Annotated in this window: 21 protein-coding genes; 12 read left to right on the top strand and 9 right to left on the bottom strand. The window is 45.9% G+C overall.

Annotation, left to right across the window (positions count from 1 at the left end; all coding sequences use genetic code 11):
- Nucleotides 1-17: 17 nt before the first annotated feature.
- Nucleotides 18-1436 carry a HAMP domain-containing sensor histidine kinase gene (locus tag P5V12_RS21085; protein ID WP_316955058.1) on the bottom strand — a complete coding sequence of 473 codons (1419 nt, stop codon included), beginning with the start codon at nucleotides 1434-1436 and terminating at the stop codon, nucleotides 18-20.
- A 101-nt stretch (nucleotides 1437-1537) separates the two neighbouring features.
- The gene (locus P5V12_RS21080; protein ID WP_316955057.1) at nucleotides 1538-2509 is read right to left on the bottom strand and encodes an ABC transporter substrate-binding protein; all 972 of its coding nucleotides are present in this window, start codon (nucleotides 2507-2509) and stop codon (nucleotides 1538-1540) included.
- Nucleotides 2510-2704: 195 nt separating this feature from the next.
- Here P5V12_RS21080 and P5V12_RS21075 point away from each other — a divergent pair, with 195 nt between their 5' ends.
- Genes P5V12_RS21075 through P5V12_RS21065 form a run of 3 tightly spaced genes read left to right on the top strand, consistent with a single transcriptional unit; the run spans nucleotide 2705 to nucleotide 5261 of the window.
- On the top strand, nucleotides 2705-3820 hold the full coding sequence (locus tag P5V12_RS21075; protein ID WP_316955056.1) for a DnaT-like ssDNA-binding domain-containing protein: 1116 nt from the start codon (nucleotides 2705-2707) through the stop codon (nucleotides 3818-3820).
- On the top strand, nucleotides 3780-4391 hold the full coding sequence (locus P5V12_RS21070; protein WP_316955055.1) for a replication protein P: 612 nt from the start codon (nucleotides 3780-3782) through the stop codon (nucleotides 4389-4391). Before P5V12_RS21075 ends, P5V12_RS21070 begins: the two co-directional genes overlap by 41 nt.
- 3 nt (nucleotides 4392-4394) lie before the next feature.
- A complete protein-coding gene (locus P5V12_RS21065) occupies nucleotides 4395-5261 on the top strand; it encodes a glucosaminidase domain-containing protein (RefSeq protein ID WP_316955054.1) in 867 nt (288 codons plus the stop codon).
- Between the two features lie 9 nt (nucleotides 5262-5270).
- Here the strand turns inward: P5V12_RS21065 and P5V12_RS21060 are convergent, their stop codons facing one another.
- Both P5V12_RS21060 and parC read right to left on the bottom strand, forming a co-directional pair.
- On the bottom strand, nucleotides 5271-5531 hold the full coding sequence (locus tag P5V12_RS21060) for a PilZ domain-containing protein (protein WP_316955053.1): 261 nt from the start codon (nucleotides 5529-5531) through the stop codon (nucleotides 5271-5273).
- A gap of 250 nt (nucleotides 5532-5781) precedes the next feature.
- Entirely contained in the window at nucleotides 5782-8028 is a 2247-nt protein-coding gene (gene parC / locus P5V12_RS21055) for a DNA topoisomerase IV subunit A (RefSeq protein ID WP_316955052.1), read from the bottom strand.
- Nucleotides 8029-8155: 127 nt separating this feature from the next.
- Here parC and P5V12_RS21050 point away from each other — a divergent pair, with 127 nt between their 5' ends.
- Nucleotides 8156-8911, top strand: coding sequence for a GNAT family protein (locus P5V12_RS21050; RefSeq protein ID WP_316955051.1), 756 nt, complete (start codon nucleotides 8156-8158; stop codon nucleotides 8909-8911).
- A 63-nt stretch (nucleotides 8912-8974) separates the two neighbouring features.
- On the top strand, nucleotides 8975-9526 hold the full coding sequence (locus P5V12_RS21045) for a TlpA disulfide reductase family protein (RefSeq protein WP_316955050.1): 552 nt from the start codon (nucleotides 8975-8977) through the stop codon (nucleotides 9524-9526).
- A gap of 11 nt (nucleotides 9527-9537) precedes the next feature.
- On the opposite strand, the gene P5V12_RS21040 is transcribed toward P5V12_RS21045, so the two are convergent.
- Both P5V12_RS21040 and P5V12_RS21035 read right to left on the bottom strand, forming a co-directional pair.
- Nucleotides 9538-9933, bottom strand: a complete 396-nt coding sequence (locus P5V12_RS21040) for a DUF2750 domain-containing protein (protein WP_316955049.1) — start codon at nucleotides 9931-9933, stop codon at nucleotides 9538-9540.
- A gap of 23 nt (nucleotides 9934-9956) precedes the next feature.
- Nucleotides 9957-10601, bottom strand: coding sequence for an MBL fold metallo-hydrolase (locus P5V12_RS21035; RefSeq protein WP_410483309.1), 645 nt, complete (start codon nucleotides 10599-10601; stop codon nucleotides 9957-9959).
- 155 nt (nucleotides 10602-10756) lie between these two features.
- Between P5V12_RS21035 and P5V12_RS21030 the strand changes: the two genes are divergently transcribed.
- Together P5V12_RS21030 and P5V12_RS21025 are read left to right on the top strand one after the other, a co-directional pair.
- Entirely contained in the window at nucleotides 10757-11368 is a 612-nt protein-coding gene (locus P5V12_RS21030) for a histidine kinase (protein ID WP_316955048.1), read from the top strand.
- A gap of 25 nt (nucleotides 11369-11393) precedes the next feature.
- Nucleotides 11394-12356: a diguanylate cyclase gene (locus tag P5V12_RS21025; RefSeq protein WP_316955047.1), complete on the top strand. Its 963-nt coding sequence runs from the start codon at nucleotides 11394-11396 to the stop codon at nucleotides 12354-12356.
- 37 nt (nucleotides 12357-12393) lie between these two features.
- Here P5V12_RS21025 and P5V12_RS21020 read toward each other — a convergent pair whose 3' ends face one another.
- Nucleotides 12394-13608 (bottom strand): porin, encoded by a 1215-nt coding sequence (locus tag P5V12_RS21020; RefSeq protein ID WP_316955046.1) that lies wholly within the window; start codon nucleotides 13606-13608, stop codon nucleotides 12394-12396.
- Between the two features lie 236 nt (nucleotides 13609-13844).
- On the opposite strand from P5V12_RS21020, the gene glnE reads away from it, so the two are divergent.
- The 4 genes from glnE (at nucleotide 13845) to waaA (ending at nucleotide 21066) form a co-directional block, all read left to right on the top strand.
- Nucleotides 13845-16769, top strand: a complete 2925-nt coding sequence (gene glnE, locus P5V12_RS21015) for a bifunctional [glutamate--ammonia ligase]-adenylyl-L-tyrosine phosphorylase/[glutamate--ammonia-ligase] adenylyltransferase (RefSeq protein ID WP_316955045.1) — start codon at nucleotides 13845-13847, stop codon at nucleotides 16767-16769.
- 143 nt (nucleotides 16770-16912) lie between these two features.
- Nucleotides 16913-17839, top strand: a complete 927-nt coding sequence (locus P5V12_RS21010; RefSeq protein ID WP_316955044.1) for a branched-chain amino acid transaminase — start codon at nucleotides 16913-16915, stop codon at nucleotides 17837-17839.
- 166 nt (nucleotides 17840-18005) lie between these two features.
- Nucleotides 18006-19772, top strand: a complete 1767-nt coding sequence (msbA, locus tag P5V12_RS21005; RefSeq protein ID WP_316955043.1) for a lipid A export permease/ATP-binding protein MsbA — start codon at nucleotides 18006-18008, stop codon at nucleotides 19770-19772.
- A 7-nt stretch (nucleotides 19773-19779) separates the two neighbouring features.
- Nucleotides 19780-21066 (top strand): lipid IV(A) 3-deoxy-D-manno-octulosonic acid transferase, encoded by a 1287-nt coding sequence (waaA, locus tag P5V12_RS21000; protein ID WP_316955042.1) that lies wholly within the window; start codon nucleotides 19780-19782, stop codon nucleotides 21064-21066.
- A 30-nt stretch (nucleotides 21067-21096) separates the two neighbouring features.
- Here the strand turns inward: waaA and P5V12_RS20995 are convergent, their stop codons facing one another.
- Nucleotides 21097-22434, bottom strand: a complete 1338-nt coding sequence (locus P5V12_RS20995) for a hypothetical protein (protein ID WP_316955041.1) — start codon at nucleotides 22432-22434, stop codon at nucleotides 21097-21099.
- Nucleotides 22435-22730: 296 nt separating this feature from the next.
- On the opposite strand from P5V12_RS20995, the gene P5V12_RS20990 reads away from it, so the two are divergent.
- The gene (locus tag P5V12_RS20990; RefSeq protein ID WP_316955040.1) at nucleotides 22731-24773 is read left to right on the top strand and encodes a TonB-dependent receptor plug domain-containing protein; all 2043 of its coding nucleotides are present in this window, start codon (nucleotides 22731-22733) and stop codon (nucleotides 24771-24773) included.
- A 101-nt stretch (nucleotides 24774-24874) separates the two neighbouring features.
- Here the strand turns inward: P5V12_RS20990 and P5V12_RS20985 are convergent, their stop codons facing one another.
- A complete protein-coding gene (locus tag P5V12_RS20985; protein WP_316955039.1) occupies nucleotides 24875-25900 on the bottom strand; it encodes a DUF6976 family protein in 1026 nt (341 codons plus the stop codon).
- Nucleotides 25901-25956: the final 56 nt, after the last annotated feature.

The raw sequence follows: 25956 nt of genomic DNA, 5'->3' as shown, positions 1-25956 counted from the left end.
ACTAGAAACACAAAGGACTATCGTTTGTCCACGAGAACAGCGGGAAGAAACACACAGAAACAACTGCCACGGCCATATTCTGATTCAAAGCATACTCGACCTTTCATGAGCTGAACCATTTCCCCCACAATCGACAAACCCAATCCGGTTCCATGGCCGATCTGAAACCGACTTTGATCATTGAACTGCTCAAACCGTTTGAAGAGACGCTCCTGATCCTCTTTTCTTATACCAACACCAGTATCCGTGACAGAGAACTTAAATGTTTGCTCATCTTCCATTGCCAAACGGACATTTACTTCGCCCTCCTCGGTATATTTAATGGCATTACTAATCAGATTAATCGCAACCTGCTTGAAACGCAGCTTGTCCACCATACCAATAACGTTGTTGGCAATTAAAAATCGAATAGACAAGTCTTTTTTATCCGCCTCCTCATAAAAACTGGAATACAGCGACTGACAGATATCAGAAACGTTGCACTGTTCAATATTTATTTCCAGACGCCCTGCATCCAGTTTTGACAGATCCAACACATCATTAATCAATTCAAGTAAGTGAAGACCACTGGAATAAATTGACTCAATTGCTTTAAGCTGGCGGGAATCCAAATTGGTTTGTGTGCGTAAAATTCGTTTGGAAAAACCTATAACAGAATTCAATGGCGTCCTCAGCTCATGGGACATATTCGCGATAAAATTACTTTTTGCCCGGCTATTTTTTCTCGCATCCTCCAGAGCTTTTTCCCTTTCCCGTTCTGCATTTTTCTTGGCACCAAGCATTTCAGAAAACATGATTTTCACTTGATCCAGTTCATCCCCAACATGAATACTTGAGCTAATCAAGTCCTGCTGATCCATTTCATTACGAATCAAGTCTTTTAACTGATTAATTCTAAACAGCAGGACAGCCCGAATAACAACAACGAAGCCTAATACTAAAATTAATATTGTTGCGATTAATACCCAACCGGTTATTTTGACAGTTCTCGACGTAACAATACTTGCTTCATGAGAGTTTACAATCAAAATCACATCAAGCACTCTTACAGCTAACGAATCAGGGTCATAAATATTAAATTCAGCAATAAAGCTATATTCATTATTATGACGACTAATTAAAAAACCGGATTCTGACCAACTATCAGACGATGGAGTTACACCGTCAATACCGGCTTTCAAGTCATCAAAATCGGCATCAATATATTTGTTCTTTGTTGAAGCAATGACTTTTTTTCCATCCCTATCAACTAAAGCCAGAAATTCAACAGCCTTGAAAGCACCGAGAGAGTTAACAACACGAATAAGATCTGGCTGACTACCATGTATTTGCGCACTTACCACTAAATCATCAACCACTAGTTGGGCAAATTGAATGGCGTTATTTTTTTCCAGATGCAAGCCCTCAGCTCGCACGACAAAATAAATAGCTGACATGAGCAAAGCACCTATCAGAACGATAGGTGCACACAATTTGATAACAAGGGATCGTTTAAAAAACGGCTGAGTATGCATATACGTTTTTAGTCCCGTTCGAATCAGCCATTGTCTATACGATAGATAAGATCTTCAAAACTCTGACACTCTCCAACAAAACGCCTTAAGTCTTTCAATGCACTACATATACTTGCCGCACTGCTGATAATCTCTTCGGGGTTACCGAGAATTTCTTTGGATTCATCAGAGGAAAGAAGATACAAGTCCTCTTCAAAAGTTCGCTTAAAGTCTTCCACAGAAATACGTTCACGCTCTGCCATAATCGTATACGCCTGTTCGGGATACTCAAGCGTATAGGAATATGCCCTTTGCCAAACCTGATGCAATTTTTCGACAAATTCCGGATTTTCCTGCAACACTTTCTCACTGATAGACACCACATCAATGATTTCTTTGGGCGTTTCTGAAGAGGAAAAAATCACATGATAATCAGGATTCTGGATCAACTTGATTGATTCCGGAGGATAACCAACAAAAGCATCAATCTCTTGCTTATCCAATAATTGTTGCCCGCGTAGTAACTCTGCATTCACAACCTTGACATCCGAGATACTCATTCCTGATTTGGCCAGTGCCCGGTCAAGAACAAATAACCCCAGCCCCATTACCTCACAGCCCACACGTTTACCTTTGAGGCTCGCTATATCGGGAATTTCTTTACGGGAAATGATGACGTCACCACCATCACTGTAATCGGCAGCCAAAACTATCTGAGCTTGCCGTCCAGGCTGCATTTTTAATTGAACAGCTTCGACAATTGTCGAGGTAAAACCGTCAACCCGACCGGCAGTAAAGGCTCTCATGGTATCGGATAACGAACTCAACTCCTCGAGCCTCACATTTAGCCCAACTTCCTGATAGAAACCTTTGACTCCAGCTAGATAAAGAAGCTCATAACCTGGCCAGGGATTAATACCTATCGTGATAACCTTTTCAGATCTTTTGCTGCATCCCGTGAAAATCGACAAAAGAGTCAGTACAATAGCGGCTATATATATCCAGGGCTTCCTCATAGACGTCGCTTATCCTTTACAGTTTGTTGTTTGGTCAGCGGTCACTCCGATAACCTGGCAGGGTGTGTGGTTAGCATCCGTTCACATCAATCGAATAACCTCATTTTTCACTATAGAAGACATTGAAATGAACCGCAGAATAGTTGTAGACAGCGATACAACTTCTGCAAATCGGTAGTAGAGTATGCAAGCCTTATGAAGAGTTCTCTGATTCCTGAAAAACCCATACTCGTCTACCCGTCACTCGCTGCCACTCTCGGCTTGGAAGAAGCGGTTCTCTTAACCGTACTATCGGATTTAACCCACAACCTTGCTGGCACTCCCAACAACGGCTATCTCTGGTATCAGATACAGAGGAATGATGTTATTCATGCATTGCCTTTTTGGGATGTACGAGACGTTCAGCGGGTCAGTACCAACTTACGAGAAAAGGGCGTCATCATCATAGCTTCCGCCACGCTTGAAAGTTCGGATGTTTTAAAGTTTGCGTTTAACGAAAAAGCCAGTTCGCGCCCAACATCTTCGATTCCAATTATCAATACGACGCCCACGCCCGAAAACGCTGCGCATAGAAATTTTATACCCAGCCATTGGCAACCCACTGCCGATAACCTCGCTCAGTTAGCACAACACAGTATTCCGTCCCGCTTTGCTCTGGATCTGGTACCGGAGTTTGTTACCTATTGGCGGGAACGCAAAGAAACCCATCGATCCTGGGGCGCAAAATTCGTTCAGCATGTGTTGCGTAAATGGCGGGATTTTCAAGCCCGCCAGGCAACGGGAAAGCAGCCGAGCCATATGACTAAAGACTGGCAACCAAGCCAGGATGCCTGGGAATTTATGGTTAATCACGCAGGAATTAACCGCGAGTTTATCGAGGATGCGATACCGGAATTTATTTTTTACTGGACGGACAGAGGGGAAGTTAACGACAACTGGAATCGAAAGTTTTACGATCACGTTCGCTTACAGTGGGCCAGGTACAATTCTGCCGTGGAAAACAATACACACCCCAAACCCATTCCGGGGAATTGGCAACCTTCAGCGGAAGTTTATGATGTATTGAATATGGCGAATATTGATTTAGAATTCGCCAGGACACTTATTCCTGAGTTCATTATCTATTGGCGCGACTCCAATCAGGTACACACCTCATGGAATACGCGCTTTTTGCAGCATGCCAAAAGGCAGTGGGCAAAACGCCACCAGCTGCAAAACCAAGCACAGGACAGCAACGCAATACCAAACAGGTCTACGCGGGATATAACACTTGAAGAAGAACTCTCTGACAGAAGCTGGGCAAACTCATAGCAGCGCCCAGATGGAAGCTTTGATTGATGCCATTAATCAGAGTTTTGCGCTCTTTCGACGTAACTACCATAACCAGTACTACAAAGCCTTTCCTGACGAAAAAGAACTCAACGTCACCAAACGCTTATGGCTGGATGCAATGAAAGGTTACTCGCCCGAAGCCATTCTGAAAGCAGCAAGGTCCGTGATTGAAACTTCGGAGTTTTTACCCACACTGCACACCATGCTCAAGCATTGCAAACTGCACGTCGACAACGCCTTACCCGATGCCCATAAGGCCTACATAGAGGCCTGCCAGGCTCCTTCACCCAAAGCGGGTTATCAATGGAGTCATCCGGCGGTATATCATGCGGGTAAAGCGGCCGACTGGTTCTTTCTACAGAACAACCCCGAAACGTCAGCTTTCCCGGTATTTAAGGAAAAATACGAGCAGATTTGTGCTCAAATCAGTGCTGGCAAATCATTCGAGGCACCATCAGTACCCGCCCTCCCCAGCGACACGCACACACCGGTTAGCCGGGAAGAAAGTACAAAACGCATTTCTGATTTGAAAAAAGCCCTGGATTTATAAGTAATGAATCATTCACCACTCAAAACGCTTTTCGGCGTGGTACTTGTCGCCTATTTATTTGCTTGTCTGGTATTCGTATTCATTGCCAGTCACATCGGTTACCAACCATTACTCGGGAAACCCAGCATTAGCCCAATAGTTCACCTTCCGGATTTCTCGACCTATGCCAACGTAAAAGAAAAGAAAGCCGCATTCTTTGCCTATCTGCGACCATTGATTGAAGCAGAAAATGCGCAAATCGTAGTCGAGCGCGACCAACTTACCCAGATCAAAGAGAGTTGGGAGCAAACCAACAACCTTACAAGTAAACAGCAAGCAGCACTGGACGACTTACTCAGTAAATATGATGTGGATCCGGAATTTGAGCCAGCAAAACAATTTGACCGGCTGATGCTAAAGGTAAACATCATCCCACCATCACTGGTGCTTGCTCAGGCTGCAAACGAATCTGCCTGGGGAACCTCGCGCTTCGCGCGGGAAGGGAACAACTTATTCGGTCAGTGGTGCTTTACCAAAGGCTGCGGCATTGTGCCCAAACTTCGCGATGAAGAAGCATTTCACGAAGTTCGCCGATTTAACTCTCCTGCCGAGTCCATTGCATCCTACTGCAGAAACATCAATACCCATAATGCTTATAAAGGATTGAGAAAAATTCGTGCTGAGCTCAGTCAAAACGGTCAAACCATATCCGGCTACAAACTGGCGGCCGGACTCAACAGCTACTCGGAACGGGGTGAGACATACATTGAAGAATTAAGGGACATGATGAGAACAAACCGTTTGGAACCGGGTATTCCCAAGCGAGTGAAACCGGCTCCCAAACAGGATGGAGAACAGAACCCAACACCAGTAGAAGTAAAGCCAGATTAAAAATAGCGATTAATCAAAGGCCAAGCCAACGCCTTCATCAGTTAAGCGGATGACGCGCATACAGGCGTGAAAGATGTGATCACACTCAGAGTAAAGTTTGGCCTCAAGTTTATCCCCTACACATAGCCCCTGAAGCAGGTCTTTGCAGTTAATAAACACCCCCGTTTCAGAAATATCACGGGTTTCGGCAAATACTTCACCTATATGATCACTGGAAAGATGGACAGCACACCGGGTTAACTTTCGGCCATGCTTTCTAAAACCGGACATATCTCTTGTTAATCAATAATAAGGGCCTATCCGCTTGCCCCAAACAACATTGACAGCGCGATTGCAGACACCTCTGCTTCTTTCTCACACATCTCTATCCGTAAAAAAGCATCGCGTTACACCGCTGAAAAAACAGCGGCGTAAAGTTTGGCACCAGCCCTTATCTCATTCAAGCCTTAAGGCAGTATCTACCTTATGCTTTGATAAAAATGAGAATTTAAGCAATATTTTTGGCGCCCGTTATCTACACTTATTCCACTGCCACCGAATCCACTTTCTGGAAACCTCTCGGTAATTTATTCCCTCGACGTCCCCGCTCTCCAGCATAGTGTTCAAGCTCTTTAAACTTTAACCCCAAGTGTCGTTTACCAGAGTATATTTTTACCGACTGGGATTCATTCAATACCACAATGGAAACAACAAACTCTTCCCGCGCAACCACCCTTGCGGAAGGGATGTTAATAATTTTATTTCCTTTACCTTTTGCCATCTCTGGCAGTTCCGACACAGGAAATACCAACATTCGCCCTTCGTTAGTTACAGCAACCAACCAGTGCCCCTTTACCCCATCAAACAGCTGTGGCGGCAACACCCGCCCGCCCTTGGGCAAGGTCAACGATGCTTTACCGGAGCGGTTTTTAGTATACATATCTCCCAAGGTGCCGATAAAGCCGTAGCCGGCATCCGAACACAATAAAACCTTCTGCTTATCATCCCCAATCAACAAACCTTCAAAACTGGCACCGCTTGGCGGATTAAGCTTACCCGTTGCCGGCTCGCCCTGCCCCCTGGCAGAGGGCAAGGTATGTGCAGGAAGCGCATAACTTCGGCCGGTGGAATCCAATAAAATCGCGTTTTGGTTGGACTTGCCCAATGCAGCAAATCGGAAACTGTCACCCGCTTTATAGTTCAATGCTGAAGGGTCAATATCGTGCCCTTTGGCAGCACGAATCCAACCTTTTTCTGACAGCACAACCGTAACCGGGTCGCTGGTTAGCAAATCGGTTTCACTGAATGCCTGGGCTTCCTGGCGAACAACGATAGGAGAACGTCTATCATCGCCAAATTCTTCCACAACTTCTTCAAGTTCTTTGCGAATGAGTGTTTTTAAACGGCGCGCAGAACCAAGCACTTTTTCCAGTTCTTTCTTTTCTTTCTGTAACTCTTCCTGCTCCGTGCGGATTTTCATTTCTTCCAAACGGGCAAGCTGGCGTAAGCGCGTATCCAGAATATAGTTTGCCTGATCTTCCGAAAGCTGGAAGCGTTTCATCAACTCTTGCTTGGGATGCTCTTCGGTACGAATGATATGAATCACTTCGTCAAGATTTAAGAAGGCAACCAACAGGCCATCTAAAAGGTGTAAACGTCTATCAACCCAATCCAGACGATGCTGTAGACGCCTGCGCACCGTCACCATGCGGAAACTCAACCATTCGCTGATAAGGGTATTAATTGGCTTAACTGCCGGACGACCATCAATACCAATGACGTTGAAATTAATCCGGTAGTTTCTCTCAAGATCTGTGGTGGCAAACAAGTGCCCCATCAAAGAGTCGATATCAATGCGATTGGAACGTGGAACCACCACTAATCGAGTCGGGTTTTCATGGTCAGATTCATCACGCAGATCTGCAACCATTGGCAGCTTTTTCGCCTGCATTTGTGCTGCAATCTGCTCCAGTATCTTGGCACCACTCACCTGAAATGGCAGTGCAGTAATCACTACTTCGCCATTCTCAGTGTTCCACAGGGCGCGCATTTTCATCGAGCCACGACCTGTTTCATACACTTTTTTCAGCTCTTCCGCAGGGGTAATGATTTCTGCCTCGGTAGGCATATCCGGGCCATGCAGGTGCTCGCACACATCATCCACAGTGGCTTTAGGGTTCTCCAGTACATGAATCGTTGCGTTCACAACTTCACGTAAATTATGTGGAGGAATATCCGTTGCCATCCCCACAGCAATGCCCGTTGTGCCATTCAATAAAACGGAAGGCACACGAGCAGGAAGAATTTTAGGCTCGTCCAAAGTGCCATCAAAGTTGGGCAACCACTCAACGGTTCCCATCGACAGCTCGGACAAAAGCACTTCGGTAAACTTGGACAGTTTGGCTTCGGTGTATCGCATTGCCGCGAAAGATTTCGGGTCATCCTGGGAACCCCAGTTGCCCTGACCATCCACCAAGGGGTAGCGATAGGAAAAAGGCTGAGCCATTAACACCATGGCTTCGTATGCAGCGCTATCACCATGCGGGTGAAACTTACCAATCACGTCCCCCACGGTACGTGCAGATTTCTTGTACTTGGCACTGGCTTTCAGTCCCAATTCACTCATGGCATAGATGATTCGACGCTGTACAGGTTTTAACCCATCACCCACATGAGGTAGCGCGCGATCAAGGATCACGTACATGGAGTAATCCAGGTAGGCCTTTTCAGCGAATTGTCTAAGGGGAAGAGTTTCTTCCGCTTCTGGAGAATAGATTGTTGAGCTCATACGAAAAATAAAATCGGTATTACTTTTTTGGGCGCAAAGTGTATCAAAAAACCTACCCCAGGCGTGGAAAAATCCACGCAAGCTTATTATCCTTTCAGCCAATCACAGCCTTTTGAGTCGAAAGAGAATGGACGCCAGGACACCCCAAATAACCACGCCCTATGAATTAAACGAACAGGGACAACCAATCGGCCTGCCCCTGCCCGGATTTACCTCCGCGCAAACACCTGAATCCAAAGATTTACTCGGGCAGCATGGTCAATTAACTCCGTTAATCGCCAGTAGACATGCCGCTGCCCTGTTTCACGCGTCACAAGAAGATAGCGATGGCCGCCTATGGACGTATTTGCCTTTCGGCCCGTTTGCCGACCAGAACGAATTTACTCACTGGCTGGAGGGAAAAGTTGAACAGGAAGGGGTGATATTTTTCTGTATTAGCTCACCGACTCATACCCCTCTCGGTTTTTTTTCGTTTTCCCGAATACAACCCGAAGCGGCCTCAATCGAACTGGCAAATGTGTATTTTTCACCACAACTAAAACACTCAACCCTTGCCACTGAAGCGGTGTATCTGATGTTGAATTACGCCTTCGAATTAGGCTATCGTCGCTGTGAGTGGAAATGCAACGCACTAAATCAAGCATCAATTCAAGCTGCACTGAGATTTGGTTTTACCTTTGAAGGTACGTTTCGCAATGCTGCCGTAGTCAAAGGCAGGAGCCGTGACACAGCGTGGTTCAGTATATGCGTAGAGGAATGGCCAGCTCTCAAACAAGCTTTTCTCACCTGGCTGTCGCCCGACAACTTCAACCCAGGCGGCCTGCAAAAAGTCAGATTGTCACAGCTGACCGCGAAAGCATTACACGAGGGAACCGAAGGATAACTTTACTATCTAAGACCTTCAGCAACTCATTATTCCAGGATAAAGACGACTTTTACCAAAACCATGACACACTCTATTTTAAAGCGCCTGGGCATATTTTTTCTGCCTCTTGGACTCTGCCTTAACTTGGTGGTAAACGCCGCTGAGACACCTCAAGTGCTGACAGATATCCAGAGCGAAAATATGGCTCCCAACTGGATGATCAGCACCGTATCGGGGAAAGAACTCTCCCTGTATTCCGAGCTGGAACAAGGCAATTCTGTGGTCATGGTATTTTGGGCAAGCTGGTGCCGCCACTGTCGGGAGCTGCTACCTGCCATCAACACGCTTAACCAGGAAATTGAAGGTCGCAAAATTAAAATATTTGCCCTGAATATCTGGGAAGACGGCGAGCCCTTACGCTATCTGAACAACAAAAAGATTGAACTTGAAACCGCGTTAAAGTGCGACAACGTGGCGAAGCGGTTTGGAATAAAAGGCACGCCGGGCGTGATTGTGGTCGGCCCTGATAAGAAAATCGTGTATCGCAGACAGGCGGGACAAAAGGTTAATGAGGTGATCGCAAAAATCAAAGACGTCACTCATTGGGCTCCTGACCCCGCCGCAAAGAAATAGGTGCTTGCGGGTCACTCCTCCATATTTTCAGCGAGCTTATCCACGTCCTCAATCAAATCCAGAGGTTCTATTTCCACCCCTTCCATATCCGCATTCCAGTTGACCCCAACCAAAAGCACATCTTCATGCATGCCGGGTAACCAATCATCCAACAACTCATCCAACGCGATGGGAACAGGCTCGTAATCGCTCCACTCTTCAATGCAATGCTGCTTGGCATACTCCGGTTGAGACCATAACGGCATCACATCCAGATCGTCGTTAGCAAGCGAAGGGCATAACGCCCAACCTTCGCTATTTTCCAACCCCCAAACACACCCGGTGGCAATCGCGTCTTCCAAAAACAAATGGTAGTTTTCTTCGTAGTCTTCACCAAGCTCGATAAGCTGGTCGGCTGCATCACTCATACAACACCCCAATAGAAAGTGGTTTAACCAAAGCGGCTGTCGGCCACAAAGGGATTGGTTTTTCGTTCATGACCAAAATTCGACATTGGACCATGTCCGGGAACAAATTGCACATCATCCCCCAACGGCCATAAACGGGTACGAATAGAATCAACTAGCTGATTGTAGTCGCCTTTGGGAAAATCTGTACGGCCGATTGAGCCGCTAAATAATACATCACCAACAAACGCCGTTTTGCTCTTTGAATCAAACAAAACCACATGTCCCGGTGTATGACCCGGGCAATGCAAGACATCCAACTGTTGATTGCCAACCTGAACACTATCACCATGGTTTAGCCAGCGACTGGGCTCAAAGCTTTCCACCGGCTGGAAGCCCATCATTTGTGCCTGTTGGTCCAGAGCGTAAAGCCAAAAGCTATCCTCTTTGTGCGGCCCTTCAATCGTCAACCCCTTACGTTTACTTAACTCTGCGGTGCCACCGATATGATCCATGTGGCCATGGGTCAGAATGATTTTGCTTAACTCAACACCCAGCTTCTCCACCTCGGCAAGAATCGTGTCGACATCGCCACCGGGATCAACAACCGCAGCCTGAAGCGTTTCTTCACACCATATGATTGAGCAATTTTGTTGATAATGAGTAACAGGGACAATCTTGAATTTCATAATGTATCCAGTATTTATTCACATCAGGGGCAAAGGCAGCAAAAAAAACGGCTTCTTTCCGGCAGCCGCTCGACCTCCCCCAAGAATTTCCTGCATTTTAGCGCTATGCGACTAGAATAGTTAATACATGTCAGAAAAATGCCATTAGAAGGTTTATGAGCGTAGTACTCAATCTCAGCGAGGATCACAGGGACTGCTTACAAGAAGTTAGCAACGTCGCTATGGGGCAAGCGGCCGATAAGCTGGCACGTCTGCTCGATACGTTTGTTATCCTATCCATTCCTCATATTGAAGTCATGAAGCCTTCGGATATTGTCATGGCTCTTCACGCTGTAGACGTCAACGATTCTATTTCCGGTGTCTGCCAAGGATTCACTGGTGGCGGGATCGCCGGGGAAGCTATACTTCTTTTTAGCGATACCAGTTTTACCGACCTCGCCAAGCTGATGAACTATGATGATGAGCTTGACGATCAGGCAGAACGCGAACTACTGATGGATGCAACCAACATATTGTTTGGCGCCTGCCTAAACGGTATCGCAGACCAGATAGACATGGAGTTCAGTTTTGGTCCCCCGTTAGTATTGGGGCAACACCAAAAACTGTCCGAGCTGTTTAACGTCGAAAATGCGCGCTGGGATCACGCCCTGGTAACGGAAATAAACTATCAATTAGAAGACTACGAAGTTAACTGTGACATACTCATAGTAATGACGGACGACTCAATTGAGCGTCTTCTTTTAAAATTAGATTATTTACTCGAATAATCCGGTGCAGTAATAAAGAGACGGAATGTCAGATTCGCAAGAATTCCTACATGATTTCCACTGGTTGATGGATGTTCTGCAGAGCATCGACGTGGGTCTTGTTATTCTTGATAAGCAGTTCAACGTGCAACTGTGGAATAGCTTTATGCAAAACCACAGCGCCATGCTCCCCACTGAAGTCTTGGGCGAAAACCTGTTTGAACTCTTTCCCGAGTTACCGGAGTCCTGGTTTCGCCGAAAAGTCCAATCCATCTATGTGCTGCACAATTCTGCCTTTACCACCTGGGAACAGCGCCCCTACTTATTTCGTTTTAAAAACTATCGGCCTATTACCGGTCAGGCCGATTTTATGTACCAGAACAGCACAATCATTCCACTGAGTGATTCCACCGGCAAAGTAGACCATATATGCATGATCATCTACGACGTAACCGAAGTTGCGGTTAACAAACTGCAACTGCAATCGGCCAATGAGCAGCTGCACCATATGAGTCGTACCGATGGTTTAACCGGCCTATTGAACAGGAAAACCTGGGAACAGGAACTCGATCACCAATACAAACGCTTCCAACGCCATCAGCACACCACCTCCATGCTGATGTTTGATATTGACCACTTTAAACGCATTAACGATACCTACGGACACCCAGCCGGCGATGAAGTCATCAGACAAACATCGGCAGTGGTAAGAGATATTATTCGCGATATTGATATTGCCGGACGCTACGGCGGGGAAGAGTTTGCTGTTTTACTGGAAGACACTAACGCGCAAGGCGCAAAGGTAGTGGCAGAACGAATACGCAAACAAATGGAAAACAACGTTATTTACTACGAAAACCATGTTATCAACTACACCATCAGTATCGGCATAGCCGAACTCACACCGCAAATGGGCGATAAATCATCATGGCTGGATAGCGCGGACAAAGCCCTTTATCAGGCAAAACGTTCGGGAAGAAATAATTCCGTTATTTTCCGAGGGGAATAAGGTTTCACCCACAACGAGTGAAACCTTATGGCATAACTTAGAAGTTAGTGTAGATACCAAACACCAATGAAGTAAGAGAGTCTTCTTCAGCGGTGATATTCTGGTCGGAATTCAATTTTTCCAACCCCAGCTTAAAGTTCGCATTGTGACCTTGAATGTAGTAATTCACACCAACACGAAACATATCATAACTACCTGCTCCGTTTGCAGAGTCGCTATCCCAGGCTTCAAACTCTACCCATGGTTGCCATTGATTAATGTAAAAACCGGTTTGCAAATACCAACCGTTGCCTTGTGACTGCACAGATTGTTGCGTAGCACTACCAAGATCCAAATCAGAATATGCTGCTTCCAAGGTTAAAGCACCTGGGCCAAGAGGTAGATCAGCAAAGGCATCAATACTCCAATAGGTGTAGTCGCCATCACCGACCAAATCTCCGGTATTTTCGTCGACCAAGGTCGCGTCTTGAACTTTATCCTGCACATCATAGGAAAGCCCAAAGCCAACGGTTTTCTTTTTACCGAGGTATGTAGACGAGTTCCAAAAAGCCGCTTCGTCATCCATCAAGTTCAACTGAACACGCGCGGTATAACGTAAGTTGTCTTCCGCTGCTGATGATTTTTGCACACCATCAAACATGCCCGCGTAATACTTCAGATGCACACCTTCACCCAGTTCGCCGGCACCAAATAAACTCATACCCACATCACGCACCGCATTGCGCCCGGAAATTGCAGAGTCATTTGATGGGCCAAATGTAGCGGTGTTAAAACCACTCATGGTTCGCGCACCCCAAGTAAGGTTTTTGGTGTTGTTCCCTGGGCGATCGATGGCCATCATTTTATTTGATGCAGTAAGAGCCTGGCGCGAAGCAGGAGCCATATGTTGACCTGCATACAATTGCAGCCAGTTATCAAACTTGTAATTCACCCAACTGTCGATAACACGCATATCGGAACCCGTACCACCTTCATCGTCAGAGGCCTCTGTCTGGATAAAAAAGGTCAGGTTATCTTGTAACTGGGTTTTGACCAGAAGTCGGGCACGACGAACTCGAAAGTCGTTGTCTTTTTCGTAATCACCGTCGCCATCCAGATCTTTATCTGTACGAATCGCTAAGGCTTGTACTCGAGCACCCACGGTAACCGAAATATTATCATCGACTGCGATTTTGGCCCCTGACCACGCAGTGGCACTTAAGCCCATGCCGGTGACCAAGCCTGCCACTAGGGCAATATTGCTCGTTTTCATTTTAGTCTCACTTATTACTTAGGTTTTTAATGTGACGATGCCCAGAAACATGCTGCATCGGTGTGTTCAAACTAGGAATTTTCTGAGCCGGAATTTTAAGGCAGCATTATGCGTGTTTTGCTCTTTTTTTCCTTGATGTGAGTCAGCGCTTACCTCATGCTTGCATGAAACTGACCCCAGGTTATATTGCTCGCTTATAATTAAAGACTAACACGTTATAAACACCTCGGTTTCCTATGGAAAATTTAAAAAAAGCACTTATTGAACAGGCGAAAAACGATTTCGATTCACCTGACCTTACCGCATTTATCGAACAATTTATCGCCAAAATGAGTGATAGCCCCTCGAGTTCTATCGTTGATTTTTTCTCTCAACGACCATCAAGAATTACCGAGTTTTTAACCGCAACCTATGGCAGTAAGTATTTACAAAAAAACTGGTTAATAAATATCGACAGATTTACCCGGTTTGCAGAACTATCCGACTTCGATCAGACATGGGATCTGGCGACTTACCACGACAAGTTAGCAGAACAAATACAGGAAGCGGACGCAGAACAACTTGCCAGGCAGCTTCGACTTTTTCGCCAAATGGCTATGAGCCGCATCATTTGGCGCGACTTCAATCGTATTGCATCTACGCTGGAAACAACCGCTGAATTAAGTGCTCTGGCAACAGCCTCCGCGCAACACGCGCTTAATTTCCACTACCATCACCTGGCGCAAAAATGGGGCTACCCAAAAAATACTGCTGGAACAACACAACCAATGCTGATTCTCGGTATGGGCAAACTCGGCGCAGGAGAACTAAATCTGTCATCCGATATTGATTTAATTTTTTGCTATCCGGAAAGCGGCGAAACAGATCATCCGCAAAAAAACCTGACTAATCAGGAATTTTTTACTCGCCTGGGTAAAGCCATCATTCAGTCCCTTGACCAACAAACAGCCGACGGCTTTGTCTTTCGGGTAGATATGCGCCTGAGGCCGTATGGCGAAAGCGGCCCTCTGGTCAGCAACTTCAACTCGCTAGAGAACTACTACCAAACACAGGGCCGGGAATGGGAAAGGTACGCGATGATCAAAGCCCGAGTCATCGCCACTACCGGTGAAGCCACTTACACCGAAGAACTGATGAAACTGCTGAGAAATTTCACCTTCCGCCAATACATTGATTTTTCGGTAATCGAAGCCCTAAGAAAACTGAAGCGCATGATTAATCAGGAAGTTGCCCGGCGCCAACTTCAAGAAGACGTCAAACTTGGTTCCGGTGGTATACGTGAAATTGAATTTATTGCTCAGGCCTTCCAACTGATTCGCGGTGGCCGCGAACGGGTGCTGCAGGATAATCGCCTACTGACCATTCTGCCGCTTCTTGAAGAATATAAAAGCCTGCCCGAAGGTAAAGCCAAACAGCTGTCCGACGCATATTGTTTTCTTCGCAACGTCGAACATGCCGTGCAAGGCTACGACGATAAACAAACCCAAAAATTGCCGATCGATGATAAGCAAAAAGCCACCCTGGCAAGAATCATGGGGTTCGAGCACTGGGATGCGTTTTATCAAACACTCGAACAACACAGAGAAATTGTCAGAGAAGAATTTCAGGAGGTGGTTGCCGACCCCAACCAACAGGACCAGACGCAAACCGTGGACTATGCCAAATGGTCGGATTTGTGGCACCTTGCCCTGGACAAAGAAGCTTGCATTAACCTATTACAAGAACACAATCATGAAGACGCCGAGCAATCCTACGAGCAGATAAAAAGTCTGGCCAAAATATCCCGCACCGGCATGCATGCAACAGGCAGGGAACGCCTGGATGAGTTTATGCCAAGGTTACTGGCACAGGTGGCTAAAGCCTCCGAACCCGCCGCAACCCTGAAGCGCATTCTGCATCTGGTGAAGGCCGTTATGCGCCGTAGCGCCTACCTGCTACTACTGAACGAAAACCCTAAAGCGCTGGATCAGCTAATCAAGCTGACCCAGGCCAGCCCCTGGATTGCGGATCAAATTACCAAATACCCTGCGCTTCTGGATGAGTTACTCGACCCCTCTTCGCTGTACTCTCCACCGGAAAAGTCAGATCTGGAAGACGAGCTACGCCGCCTGGTATTGAGGATCGATGAGAATGACCTGGAAGCCCAGATGGAAGCCCTGCGCTATTTCAGGTCATCCCACGCTCTGCGAGTCGCAGCCTGTGAGATCACCGGCGCACTACCATTGATGAAAGTAAGTGATTACTTAACCTATATCGCCGAGGTACTGTTGGACTACATACTTCGCCACAGCTGGAATCAAATGGTAGCCAGACACGGCTACCCCGGAGGCCAGATGAGCGAAACACCTAAAATGATCATCGTGGGTTACGGCAAGCTCGGCGGCATTGAGATGGGCCATAAGTCCGATCTGGATTTGGTGTTTATCCACAATGCCCAATCCAACGGTTCCACCGATGGCGAAAGGCCGTTAGATAACACAACTTTCTTTATGCGTCTGGGACAGAAAATTATTCACTTCCTGACCACCAATATGCATTCCGGCCAGCTATACGATACCGATATGCGGTTACGCCCAGACGGTGCATCGGGAATGCTTGTCCCCTCAATTCAGGCATTCCATAAATACCAGAAAGACAAAGCCTGGACCTGGGAACACCAGGCATTATGTCGGGCGAGAGTGGTGGCCGGAGATCCGGAACTGACAAGCGAATTTGAGCAGATCCGGGCAGAAATCCTGCAGACACCAAGAGACATCGCCCAACTGAAAAAAGACGTGATCGACATGCGCATAAAAATGCGCGAACACCTGGGTAGCGACAAACATAACCTGGGTGAAAAACTATTCGACTTAAAGCAGGATCCCGGCGGTATCGTTGACATTGAATTTATGGTTCAATATGCGGTTCTTGCTTGGGCAAACACTGAACCGGCACTCGTAAAATTCACGGACAACATCCGTATTCTGGAAAGCCTTGCGCAATCCAACCTGCTCGCTACCCAAGAGGTTGAGCAGCTAATCGAAGCCTACAAAGTTCTACGCGCCGAAGGACACCGTCTGACTCTGCAACATAAGACTCGGAAAGTGCCCGGAAACCAGCTTGTTGAGGAAAGGCAAAAAGTTATCGCCATTTGGAACAAGCTTCTTGAGACCCAGCCCTGATTGCGTACTGAGCTCAGTTTTAGAGTAACTGAGCTATACAAGATTTTGCTGTTGAGTGTTTCTACCATAAGCAAGGCAAACGACTTACGGCCATTGGTGCCGTTATTTGACGACAGAATTGATTTATATATTTGGAGTTATTTATGTCTTTCGCCGAACGCGATGGCGTTATCTGGTTTGACGGAGAATTGATTCCCTGGAAGGATGCAAAGGTACATGTTCTTACCCACACCCTGCACTATGGCATGGGTGTATTTGAAGGGGTACGAGCCTACGATGCCGGCAGCCACGGAACCTGTATTTTTCGCCTGAATGAGCACACAGACCGCCTGTTCCGCTCTGCTCACATTATGAATATGGCAATGCCCTATTCCAAAGACGAACTCAACGAAGCGCAAAAGCTGGTGGTTCGTGAAAATGACTTAACCGAAGCTTACCTTCGTCCGATGGTGTTTTACGGATCAGAAGGCATGGGTTTGCGTGCGGATAATTTGCAGACACACGTTATTGTCGCCGCCTGGAACTGGCCTTCTTATATGTCTCCTGAAGCCAAAGAACAGGGAATTAAAATTCGCACATCCAGCTACACACGTCATCACGTCAACATTTCGATGTGTAAAGCCAAGGCAAACGGCCACTATATCAACTCCATGCTGGCGTTGAAGGAAGCACTGGACTGCGGTTGCGAAGAAGCATTGCTGTTGGACAATGAAGGCTATGTTGCTGAAGGCAGTGGCGAAAATATCTTTATCGTCCGCAACGGTGAGCTCTACACACCCGAACTCACGTCCTGTCTGGACGGCATTACCCGGAATACAATTTTCCAACTTGCCGACGAGTGCGGCCTGAAGATCCACGAAAAACGTATTACTCGTGACGAAGTTTACGTCGCCGACGAAGCCTTCTTCACCGGTACGGCTGCAGAAGTACTCCCGATTCGCATGCATGACGGGCGGGTCATTGGTGAAGGTCGTCGCGGTCCAATCACCACTCGCCTGCAAGAGATGTATTTTAATGCTGTTCGCGGTGAAGCCAGTAACCGCACGGAATGGTTGGCTCCGGTCAAATAACTAAAGCGGCGTTTCGCCGCTTTTTTTTACCTGAAACCACAAGCACGACCAAGCTGAACAATTGATTACAATACAATTTTGCGCTTAACAAAACCGCAAACGCCCAAGGCGAAAAGCAAGTCCAACGTTATTCCTGCATATAAAGTGGCTAAGTAAATACATGTATATGAGTTCCGACCCAAAGACACAACAAGGCAACTTATATCGCCGTCTTTTAAACTATGCGTTTCAGTACAAACTGTTCTTTACGCTCAGTATTTTTGGCTTTATTGTTTTTTCCGGTATGGATGCGTTGCTTATTCGTACTGCCGAATTTTTTGTTAACGCGCTGGAAAAAAAACCTAATGATTCACTGTCATTTTTACCCGACCATATCACTGCTTCGATCTATTTTGTGCCCATGGTCATTATCATTCTCAGTGGTATTCGTGGCATAGGTGCCTTTCTCGGAAATTTCTTTATGAGCAAGGTTGGTCTCAATGTGGTCAACTGTTTGCGCAAAGATGTATTTGGCCAACTTGTGTATTTACCGCAAAGCCAATTTGATAAAAACAATAGTGGCGAGCTGGTTTCGCTCCTGATATACAACATCGAGCAAGTAACCGGCTCAGTAACCAATGCGGTTAAAATATTGGTACGAGACGGTTTTTCAGTTATCGCCATTTTCGGCATCCTGCTGTACTACAACTGGAAACTGACACTGGTCTTTGTTCTCACTGCGCCCATTCTCGCAGGCTTGGTTTACATTGCTGGCAGATACTTCCGTAGAATCAGCCGTAAAATTCAAAATGCCGTAGGCAGAGTGACCCATATTGCAACTGAAGCGACGCAAGGCATTAAATTAGTAAAAAGTTACAACGGCGAAGAATACGAGCGCCAACGATTCAATCAAGCCGCCGACGAAAACCTTGAGTTCGGCATTAAGTTCGAGCGGGTAAATGCCGCACAAACACCAATCATGCATTTTGTGATTGCCATTTCCCTTTCCGTCATATTTTTATTGGTGCTGCTGTTCTGGAAATCCTCCACAGCAGAAGCGGTTGCTTACATTACCGCGGCTGGCTTCCTGCCAAAACCCTTTCGCCAACTCAGTACAGTAAACTCGGTCATTCAACGTGGTATGGCCGCAGCGGAAACCATTTTTGCCGTGCTTGATGAACAAAAAGAAGAAGACAAAGGCACGCATTCAATTGGACAGGTTAAAGGGCAGATCGAATTCGACAAGGTGTGCTTTACCTATAACCAGGACACACAAGCCCTCGATTCCGTTTCATTGACCATTAACCCCGGCGAAACCGTTGCACTTGTCGGCGGCTCTGGTAGTGGCAAAACCACACTAACCAGTTTATTGCTGCGTTTTTATCAGGTCACTTCCGGTACGATACGTATCGACGGTATCGAAATTAATGACATACCGCTCAGAGACTTACGTAACAATATCGCCCTGGTAAATCAACAAACCATTTTATTTAACGACAGTATTAACGCCAATATTGCCTACGCCGACAACAGCAGTGATAGCCAACACGAAAAAATTGTAGAAGCCGCAACCCAGGCAAACGCGCAGACATTTATCCAGGAATTGGATCAAGGGTATGAAACCCTCGCAGGGGAAAGTGGAACCCGATTATCCGGTGGACAAAAACAACGCATCTCCATCGCCCGAGCGCTCTATAAAAATGCGCCGATTCTAGTTTTGGATGAAGCAACATCCGCATTGGATAATGAATCTGAAAAACAAATTCAACTGGCCCTTAACAAACTCAAACAAAACAGAACCACATTAGTAATTGCCCATAGACTGTCCACAATCGAAAACGCGGACAAAATTGTGGTCATGGACGCAGGCCGTATTGTTGAAGTTGGAAACCACCAGACATTACTGGCTCAAAACGGCTACTACACCAAGCTATACAACGCACAGGCCTCATAAACCACTCATGAAGTTACCGATGCGCTCGCTGTATTCCCTCGCTTTTTCAGTCATGCTACCTGCAGTGTTTATTAAGCTTTGGCGTAGAGGGAAAACCCAACCGGCCTATCGCCAGCGATGGAAAGAACGACTCGGCCTTATTGATTACCCCAAATTAAATCAACAACCGATTTGGATTCACACCGTATCGGTCGGAGAGTTTTTAGCGGCACGTCCGGTTATCCAGCATATTCTGGATACATACAACGCACCCGTTGTTGTCACCACCATGACTCCCACGGGCTCAGAGCAAGTGGTAAAAGCATTCGCTGATCAGGTTTATCACTGCTACCTACCCTACGACTTGCCCTATTTACTGTCTCCATTTTTTAGCACACTCAAACCTAAAGCCGTCATCATCATGGAAACCGAGCTGTGGCCAAACCTGATTGATGGCTGCCATAAGCGGCAAATACCAAGCTACGTTATTAATGCGCGGCTATCCGAAAAATCCGCAAAGGGGTACAGCAAGTTCGCTCAACTTTCGCGAGAGATGCTGCAAAAAATAACGCACATTGCCGTACAAAATAGTAACGATGCGCAACGGTTCATTAATTTAGGCTTGGCGGAATCCGCCATGTCAATCACCGGCAGCATCAAGTTCGATCTGGATATCGCCCCAGAACTTCAAGAAAAAGCCAAACAATTAAAAGAACAACTCAGCCAACAAAACAGCCGCCGAATTTTTATCGCGGCCAGCACCCACCCAGGTGAAGACGAAATTATTCTTGAAGCATTTAAAATCATTCGACACACCATCAAAGACTGTTTATTGGTGCTTGCTCCCCGACATCCCAATAGAGCCCAGGATATACAAACACTCTGCCAACAATCCGGCTATAGCAGCATTTTTCGCAGCGAGAATATCACGCCGGATTCATCCACAGATGTTTTAATTGGCGATACTCTTGGCGAACTGTTACTTTTTTTTGGCGCTGCAGATCTAGCCTTCATTGGTGGCAGCTTCGTTGACAATGGTGGTCACAACTATATTGAACCCGCAGCCTGGGAACTGCCTGTGCTCAGCGGCCCAAGCACATTTAACTTTGCAGAAATCACCAACCTCTTGCTCGCAGCAGGCGGTATGGCAATCACTGCGAACGCAGAAGAACTTGCAGAACAAACTGTTCAACTTCTTTCAGACGAGCAACTTCACATTAAAATGGGATCAGCAGCCAAAGGCGTTGCGGAAGAAAACAGAGGCGCACTAAAAAGACTACTAACCTATTTGGACTCGCAACTTCTCGATAAGTAATAATACTGCAATAAAATACTAATTTTTACGCTAGAAATTTCTCTTCAACTGTGCCCAACCTATAAACAACAAATCACAACCGACAAAACCGTAAAATAATAATGCCAGATACACGACCGTTGGTATTTTTGCTTTTTCGCCAGTATCATCCTCAAACAAAGCCGTTCTTGTCATTATAAATAACAACGCAGATTCACCCAGATAAGGTGCATCAATCAGGTTCGAGAGCAACCGAGGAACTAAGAGCGTGCCATTCGGAAGAGGCCAGGAAAAAACTAACGCTTCTGCAGACAACACCAAGGATTGTCTGGGTTTTTTATTTACTCTTGCAGCGGCAAGGCCAAACGCACTGGCTGCAACCCCGAAGCCATCAATCACAGGACCGGAATCCACATCCGAAAATGATTCTATCGAATCGGAGTATTTTGAGAACTCCCGAAAACCCGAGACCCAACTCCCCTCACTCCAAAAATGACTTTCATATTGTCGATACCAACTTTTTGCTTTTTCAGGCCAGAGCTCGGGAGCCCAGATTAGCATATAAGACATCCCAACTCCTCGTGCAGGGCCAATTCCCAAGCCGGTCTCGGGATCAGCCACGTATGCAGGCAAACCAGTTTTGGGGTCTAGCCTTGCGCCTTCAAAAGCTCGAACTGACCGTTCCACAAACGGCGTTGTATCCAAGCCCAATAATTTCCCGGCCCGATGTATGACGGCAATAGCAGGTAAGATATCAACGGGATAACATTCACCAGGGTAATCATCGATAAGACCGAAAGGTGAACTATCAAGTTCACTTGCTAGTGACTGCACCTGCTCATATAGAAATCCTGTGTACTGATTTTCCCCCACTAGTTTCTGATAACTTGTGAGGCCTGCGATCAACAACATTCTATAAAAAAGATTTTCTTTTTCTAAATAATCATCGCCCCAATGACGAATAACCCAAGAAGCGTTACTCGGATCAAGAATCAATTTAATTGACGCCTCAATTGACTGTCTTGCATATATTTTTGGCTCAGTATCCAGATCAATAGCCCCATTCTCCCACTCACTTTGTAATGCTTCTGTTGCCCACAAATAAAATACAGCACTAAACATTGGCCATTCTGTGCCTGAGACATCATCTATTTGTAGTTTGGCCCCTTTCTCCGAATCAACTCGGTCATTTGCCCAAACATGAATTTCTTCAGATAAATGCTTATGCCATCGTGCGGTAATATAAGGAAGTTTATTTTCCTGTACGCCTGGATCGGTCAGATCATGAATAATCATTCCCATCGGCACCAAGAAGAAATAGAAGGCCATGACCATATAAAAAGTAACACTTAGTACAGTCACTATCGACTTTGTTTTCATTTTTCTCATTTCCCTTCCCCCCCCGAAACGAATATACCAGGAAGGAACCTTTACCACACACTAGCGACTTAAGCAGATCATATCGAATACAAAAAGAACAAATTTAATATATCCTTAGCCTGAATTTTTGTTATTTTATAGAGAACACAAAATCATCCAACCCAGTTATCCATATTTCCCGGTCACTTATCAGTATCAACCAAAACAATACGTCACTCCCACTTTGGTATATATGCGACAATTTGTCACACGGCAAATTCCCTCTCCCCCGCTAAAATCGCCAGTCGAAAATCAGGGGAAAAATAATGAATAAAAAAATATTAACAATAGCAATAAGCCAGGCCATTGCGACTTCTGCCTTGGCCCAAACAACCGATATCGAAGAAACCATTGTAACCGGGACACAAACCCACGTTATTGAATTGACCAATACCGTTGAGATCACTGCCGACTCAGCATCCTTGCTCAGTAAAGCACCCGGAGCCAATTTTAATAGCAATGGCCCTCTAACCGGCATTGCGCAGCTGAGAGGCATGTTTGGCACTCGCGTATCGGTTAGCATCAACGGTCAGCAAATCAGCGCCGGCGGCCCGAACTGGATGGACCCACCACTCTCTTACGCGCCTTCTGCGCAGCTCAATACCCTAGAGGTATATCGAGGTATTGCCCCTGTTAGCGCAGGACAAGAAACCATAGGTGGTGCCATACACGCAACCACATGGTCTGGAGACTATTCTTCCAACTCTGAACTCAACAGCGACGGACGCCTTCGTGTAGGCGCTCAAAGCGTCAACTCTGGCACGGTTGTTAGCCTGGCGGGAAATGTCGCCACGCAATCAGCAAAAATCAAGCTCGCCGTTATGGATGAAAAAGCCGATGATTCAGAGTTTCCAGATGGCGAAATTACGCCAACAGAGTATGAGCGATCCCGCTATGACATCGGTGCAGGCTTTAAGGCAAGCGAGCATGAGTTTTACCTTGAATATACCCGCAACGAAACCGGCGATTCCGGCACCCCGGCATTACCGATGGATATACAGTACATAGACTCGGATATCGGTAGTTTGAACCATGTTTACACGGGCGATAATTTTGTTCTGGATACTCGTCTATCCTATAGCGAAATTGAGCATGGCATGACGAACTACCACTTGCGTATGCCACCAATGATGACCAGCATGCACCGCAGAAATATAGCCACCGGTGAAAATAATGGTTTTGCCACTAACCTGAAGTTCAAAAACTTTAATTTTGGCATTGACTATCATTCGGAGAAACACAATTCAGATATCGACAATATTCACAACCCAATGTTTTTTGTGGTGAACTTTAACGATGCCGAAAAAGAAATTGCCGGTGTGTATTCAGAGTGGAACAAGCAATTTTCTGACAAACTCGATACCGAGTTTGGTTTACGCATAAATAAGGTCTCTATGGATTCCGGCGAAGTCAATGGAACACCTGCGATGATGATGCCCGCAGCCGAAGCATTAAGAGATAATTTCAACAACGCCGATAGAGATCAATCTGATACTAATGTCGACGCCGTTTTCAAGCTGCGCTCAAAAGTAAATGACGAAACTCAGCTCTACATCGGGTTAGCACAAAAGACGCGCTCACCATCCTACCAGGAAAGATATTTGTGGTTACCAATGGAAGCCACCGCCGGCCTGGCTGACGGTAGAACCTATACCGGTAATGTCGAGCTGGATTCCGAAGTGTCCAGGGAAATTGAATTTGGAACGGACTTCAGCAATAACGACATATATTTTTCGCCAAGATTCTTCTACCGAAAAGTTTCGGATTATATTCAGGGTACCACCTCAACCAACATGCCGGCTATTATGTTTGCGAGTATGATGAACGCGCAGGAGCCGCTCGAATTCAATAATGTCGATGCGACCTTCTACGGTTTCGATCTTGACTTCAGCAAGCAAATTACTTCCTCTCTGGATTTTTCTGCGATCCTCAATTACGTTCGCGGTAAACGAGACGATATCGACGATAACCTTTATCGTATCTCCCCGTTAAATACCACTCTCGGCTTGAACTACCATAAAAACGACTGGGGAATCACTCTGGAATCCGTTCTATACGCGCGCCAGGACAAAGTGTCTGAAACACAAACAGAGAAAGAAACCGCGGGCTACGGATTGGCTAATATCAAAGGTTACTGGAAAGTCAGTAATCGCTTCCGAGTATCTGGCGGGGTCGATAATATTTTTGACAAAGCCTATCAAAACCATTTATCAGGTTATAACAGAGTCAACGGATCAGATATTCCAAGAGGGGATCGTCTATATGGCACTGGTGTCAACGCATACCTGCGCCTGGATTACACTTGGTAAAAGTACTGCCTATACGAATTAAACACTTTGATAGCAAAGTGTTTAGCAAAAAAATGCCCAACAGATGTTGGGCATTTTTTTGTATAAAGAAAAGATCAAAACTAATTATTTGCTTTCAACGTCATATACACCAATGTCTGGTTGAGAAGCTGATAAGCAACCTCACCGAACGTAATTGGCCCAGTAATATCCTTGGTTGATTTACCTTCAAGTTCTGAATAAAGAAAATTCAAAATACAGTTACAAGAAAACGAAATGTGGTCTGTCACGTCTTTGGTAACTGCTTTATCGAACTCAGTAATGTAATCCTTAACAGGCTCGGCAAAATAGTAACTAACGTCAGAGAATACCGGCGCGTACAAATCAACACTATTGTCAGATTCGTTTACGGCTTGAATACTTACATTCACTTTGATACCACTGTAATCCGCAACAAGGGGAAGTCGTGTATCAATATTGGCATCTTTAATGTAAGTAGCCAGATTCGTTTGCTCGCCGTTAATCACACAATCAGAGACATTAAACCCGGTTTTATTAAATTTAATTTCAGCGCCTTTACCCTGCTCAAATAAATTAATGGTATTCACTTCTGCAGTTTGTTCATTTGATAAAGGAACATGAATAGCAACAGCATGGGAATCCATGAGCATTCCACCCGCTGGGCCAAAACCAGTTTTTGGTGTTTTCTCACCTAAATCATCAAGGTGTACACCAGATATCCAACCGATAATTGGTGAAAAATACATATTAGGGAAATTTGGCGCGTTCTGAGCAAAGTTTATATGAACATCTGAAGTCGCGGGTAAAATTGTAATTGTGAACCCGTGCTCTGGTGCATCTTGAGCAATTCTGGAGATGGTGTTTTCATCATAAAGCATCACACGGGGAGGATTATTCGTTAAAACACCATTAATCGTATTCACAAAAATTTTATCGCGCGTAACGATACCGCCTTCATCGGCCATAAAATAGGGGATTGTTCCAGCAATCCAGTTTCCTGCAGGTAAACTGCTGAGAACAGACTCATCGGCAGCCAACACCAAGTACTCTCCCTGTTCAATCTTTGCAACTACTTCTTCTTTGCTCAAAAGCTGGTTGGAAAACCATACATTTGATTCGTTCGCCATAATAATAGACTCCAGACTGCTTAAATTGGCTTAAATGGTGAATTGGCTTTTTAAAT

The sequence above is a fragment of the Teredinibacter sp. KSP-S5-2 genome (genome assembly GCF_032773895.1).
GTDB lineage: Bacteria > Pseudomonadota > Gammaproteobacteria > Pseudomonadales > Cellvibrionaceae.
The sequence above is the reverse complement of the archived record's forward strand: the minus strand, read 5'-3'. Positions and strand labels throughout refer to the sequence as shown.

Excerpts from the sequence above, each read along its gene's own strand:
- P5V12_RS21085 (WP_316955058.1), bottom strand. The coding sequence starts at position 1,436 with ATGTCAGCTATTTATTTTGTCGTGCGAGCTGAGGGCTTGCATCTGGAA.
- P5V12_RS21080 (WP_316955057.1), bottom strand. The coding sequence starts at position 2,509 with ATGAGGAAGCCCTGGATATATATAGCCGCTATTGTACTGACTCTTTTG.
- P5V12_RS21075 (WP_316955056.1), top strand. The coding sequence starts at position 2,705 with ATGAAGAGTTCTCTGATTCCTGAAAAACCCATACTCGTCTACCCGTCA.
- P5V12_RS21065 (WP_316955054.1), top strand. The coding sequence starts at position 4,395 with ATGAATCATTCACCACTCAAAACGCTTTTCGGCGTGGTACTTGTCGCC.
- P5V12_RS21060 (WP_316955053.1), bottom strand. The coding sequence starts at position 5,531 with ATGTCCGGTTTTAGAAAGCATGGCCGAAAGTTAACCCGGTGTGCTGTC.
- parC (WP_316955052.1), bottom strand. The coding sequence starts at position 8,028 with ATGAGCTCAACAATCTATTCTCCAGAAGCGGAAGAAACTCTTCCCCTT.
- P5V12_RS21050 (WP_316955051.1), top strand. The coding sequence starts at position 8,156 with ATGGACGCCAGGACACCCCAAATAACCACGCCCTATGAATTAAACGAA.
- P5V12_RS21045 (WP_316955050.1), top strand. The coding sequence starts at position 8,975 with ATGACACACTCTATTTTAAAGCGCCTGGGCATATTTTTTCTGCCTCTT.
- P5V12_RS21040 (WP_316955049.1), bottom strand. The coding sequence starts at position 9,933 with ATGAGTGATGCAGCCGACCAGCTTATCGAGCTTGGTGAAGACTACGAA.
- P5V12_RS21035 (WP_410483309.1), bottom strand. The coding sequence starts at position 10,601 with ATGAAATTCAAGATTGTCCCTGTTACTCATTATCAACAAAATTGCTCA.
- P5V12_RS21030 (WP_316955048.1), top strand. The coding sequence starts at position 10,757 with ATGAGCGTAGTACTCAATCTCAGCGAGGATCACAGGGACTGCTTACAA.
- P5V12_RS21025 (WP_316955047.1), top strand. The coding sequence starts at position 11,394 with ATGTCAGATTCGCAAGAATTCCTACATGATTTCCACTGGTTGATGGAT.
- P5V12_RS21020 (WP_316955046.1), bottom strand. The coding sequence starts at position 13,608 with ATGAAAACGAGCAATATTGCCCTAGTGGCAGGCTTGGTCACCGGCATG.
- glnE (WP_316955045.1), top strand. The coding sequence starts at position 13,845 with ATGGAAAATTTAAAAAAAGCACTTATTGAACAGGCGAAAAACGATTTC.
- P5V12_RS21010 (WP_316955044.1), top strand. The coding sequence starts at position 16,913 with ATGTCTTTCGCCGAACGCGATGGCGTTATCTGGTTTGACGGAGAATTG.
- msbA (WP_316955043.1), top strand. The coding sequence starts at position 18,006 with ATGAGTTCCGACCCAAAGACACAACAAGGCAACTTATATCGCCGTCTT.
- waaA (WP_316955042.1), top strand. The coding sequence starts at position 19,780 with ATGAAGTTACCGATGCGCTCGCTGTATTCCCTCGCTTTTTCAGTCATG.
- P5V12_RS20995 (WP_316955041.1), bottom strand. The coding sequence starts at position 22,434 with ATGAGAAAAATGAAAACAAAGTCGATAGTGACTGTACTAAGTGTTACT.
- P5V12_RS20990 (WP_316955040.1), top strand. The coding sequence starts at position 22,731 with ATGAATAAAAAAATATTAACAATAGCAATAAGCCAGGCCATTGCGACT.
- P5V12_RS20985 (WP_316955039.1), bottom strand. The coding sequence starts at position 25,900 with ATGGCGAACGAATCAAATGTATGGTTTTCCAACCAGCTTTTGAGCAAA.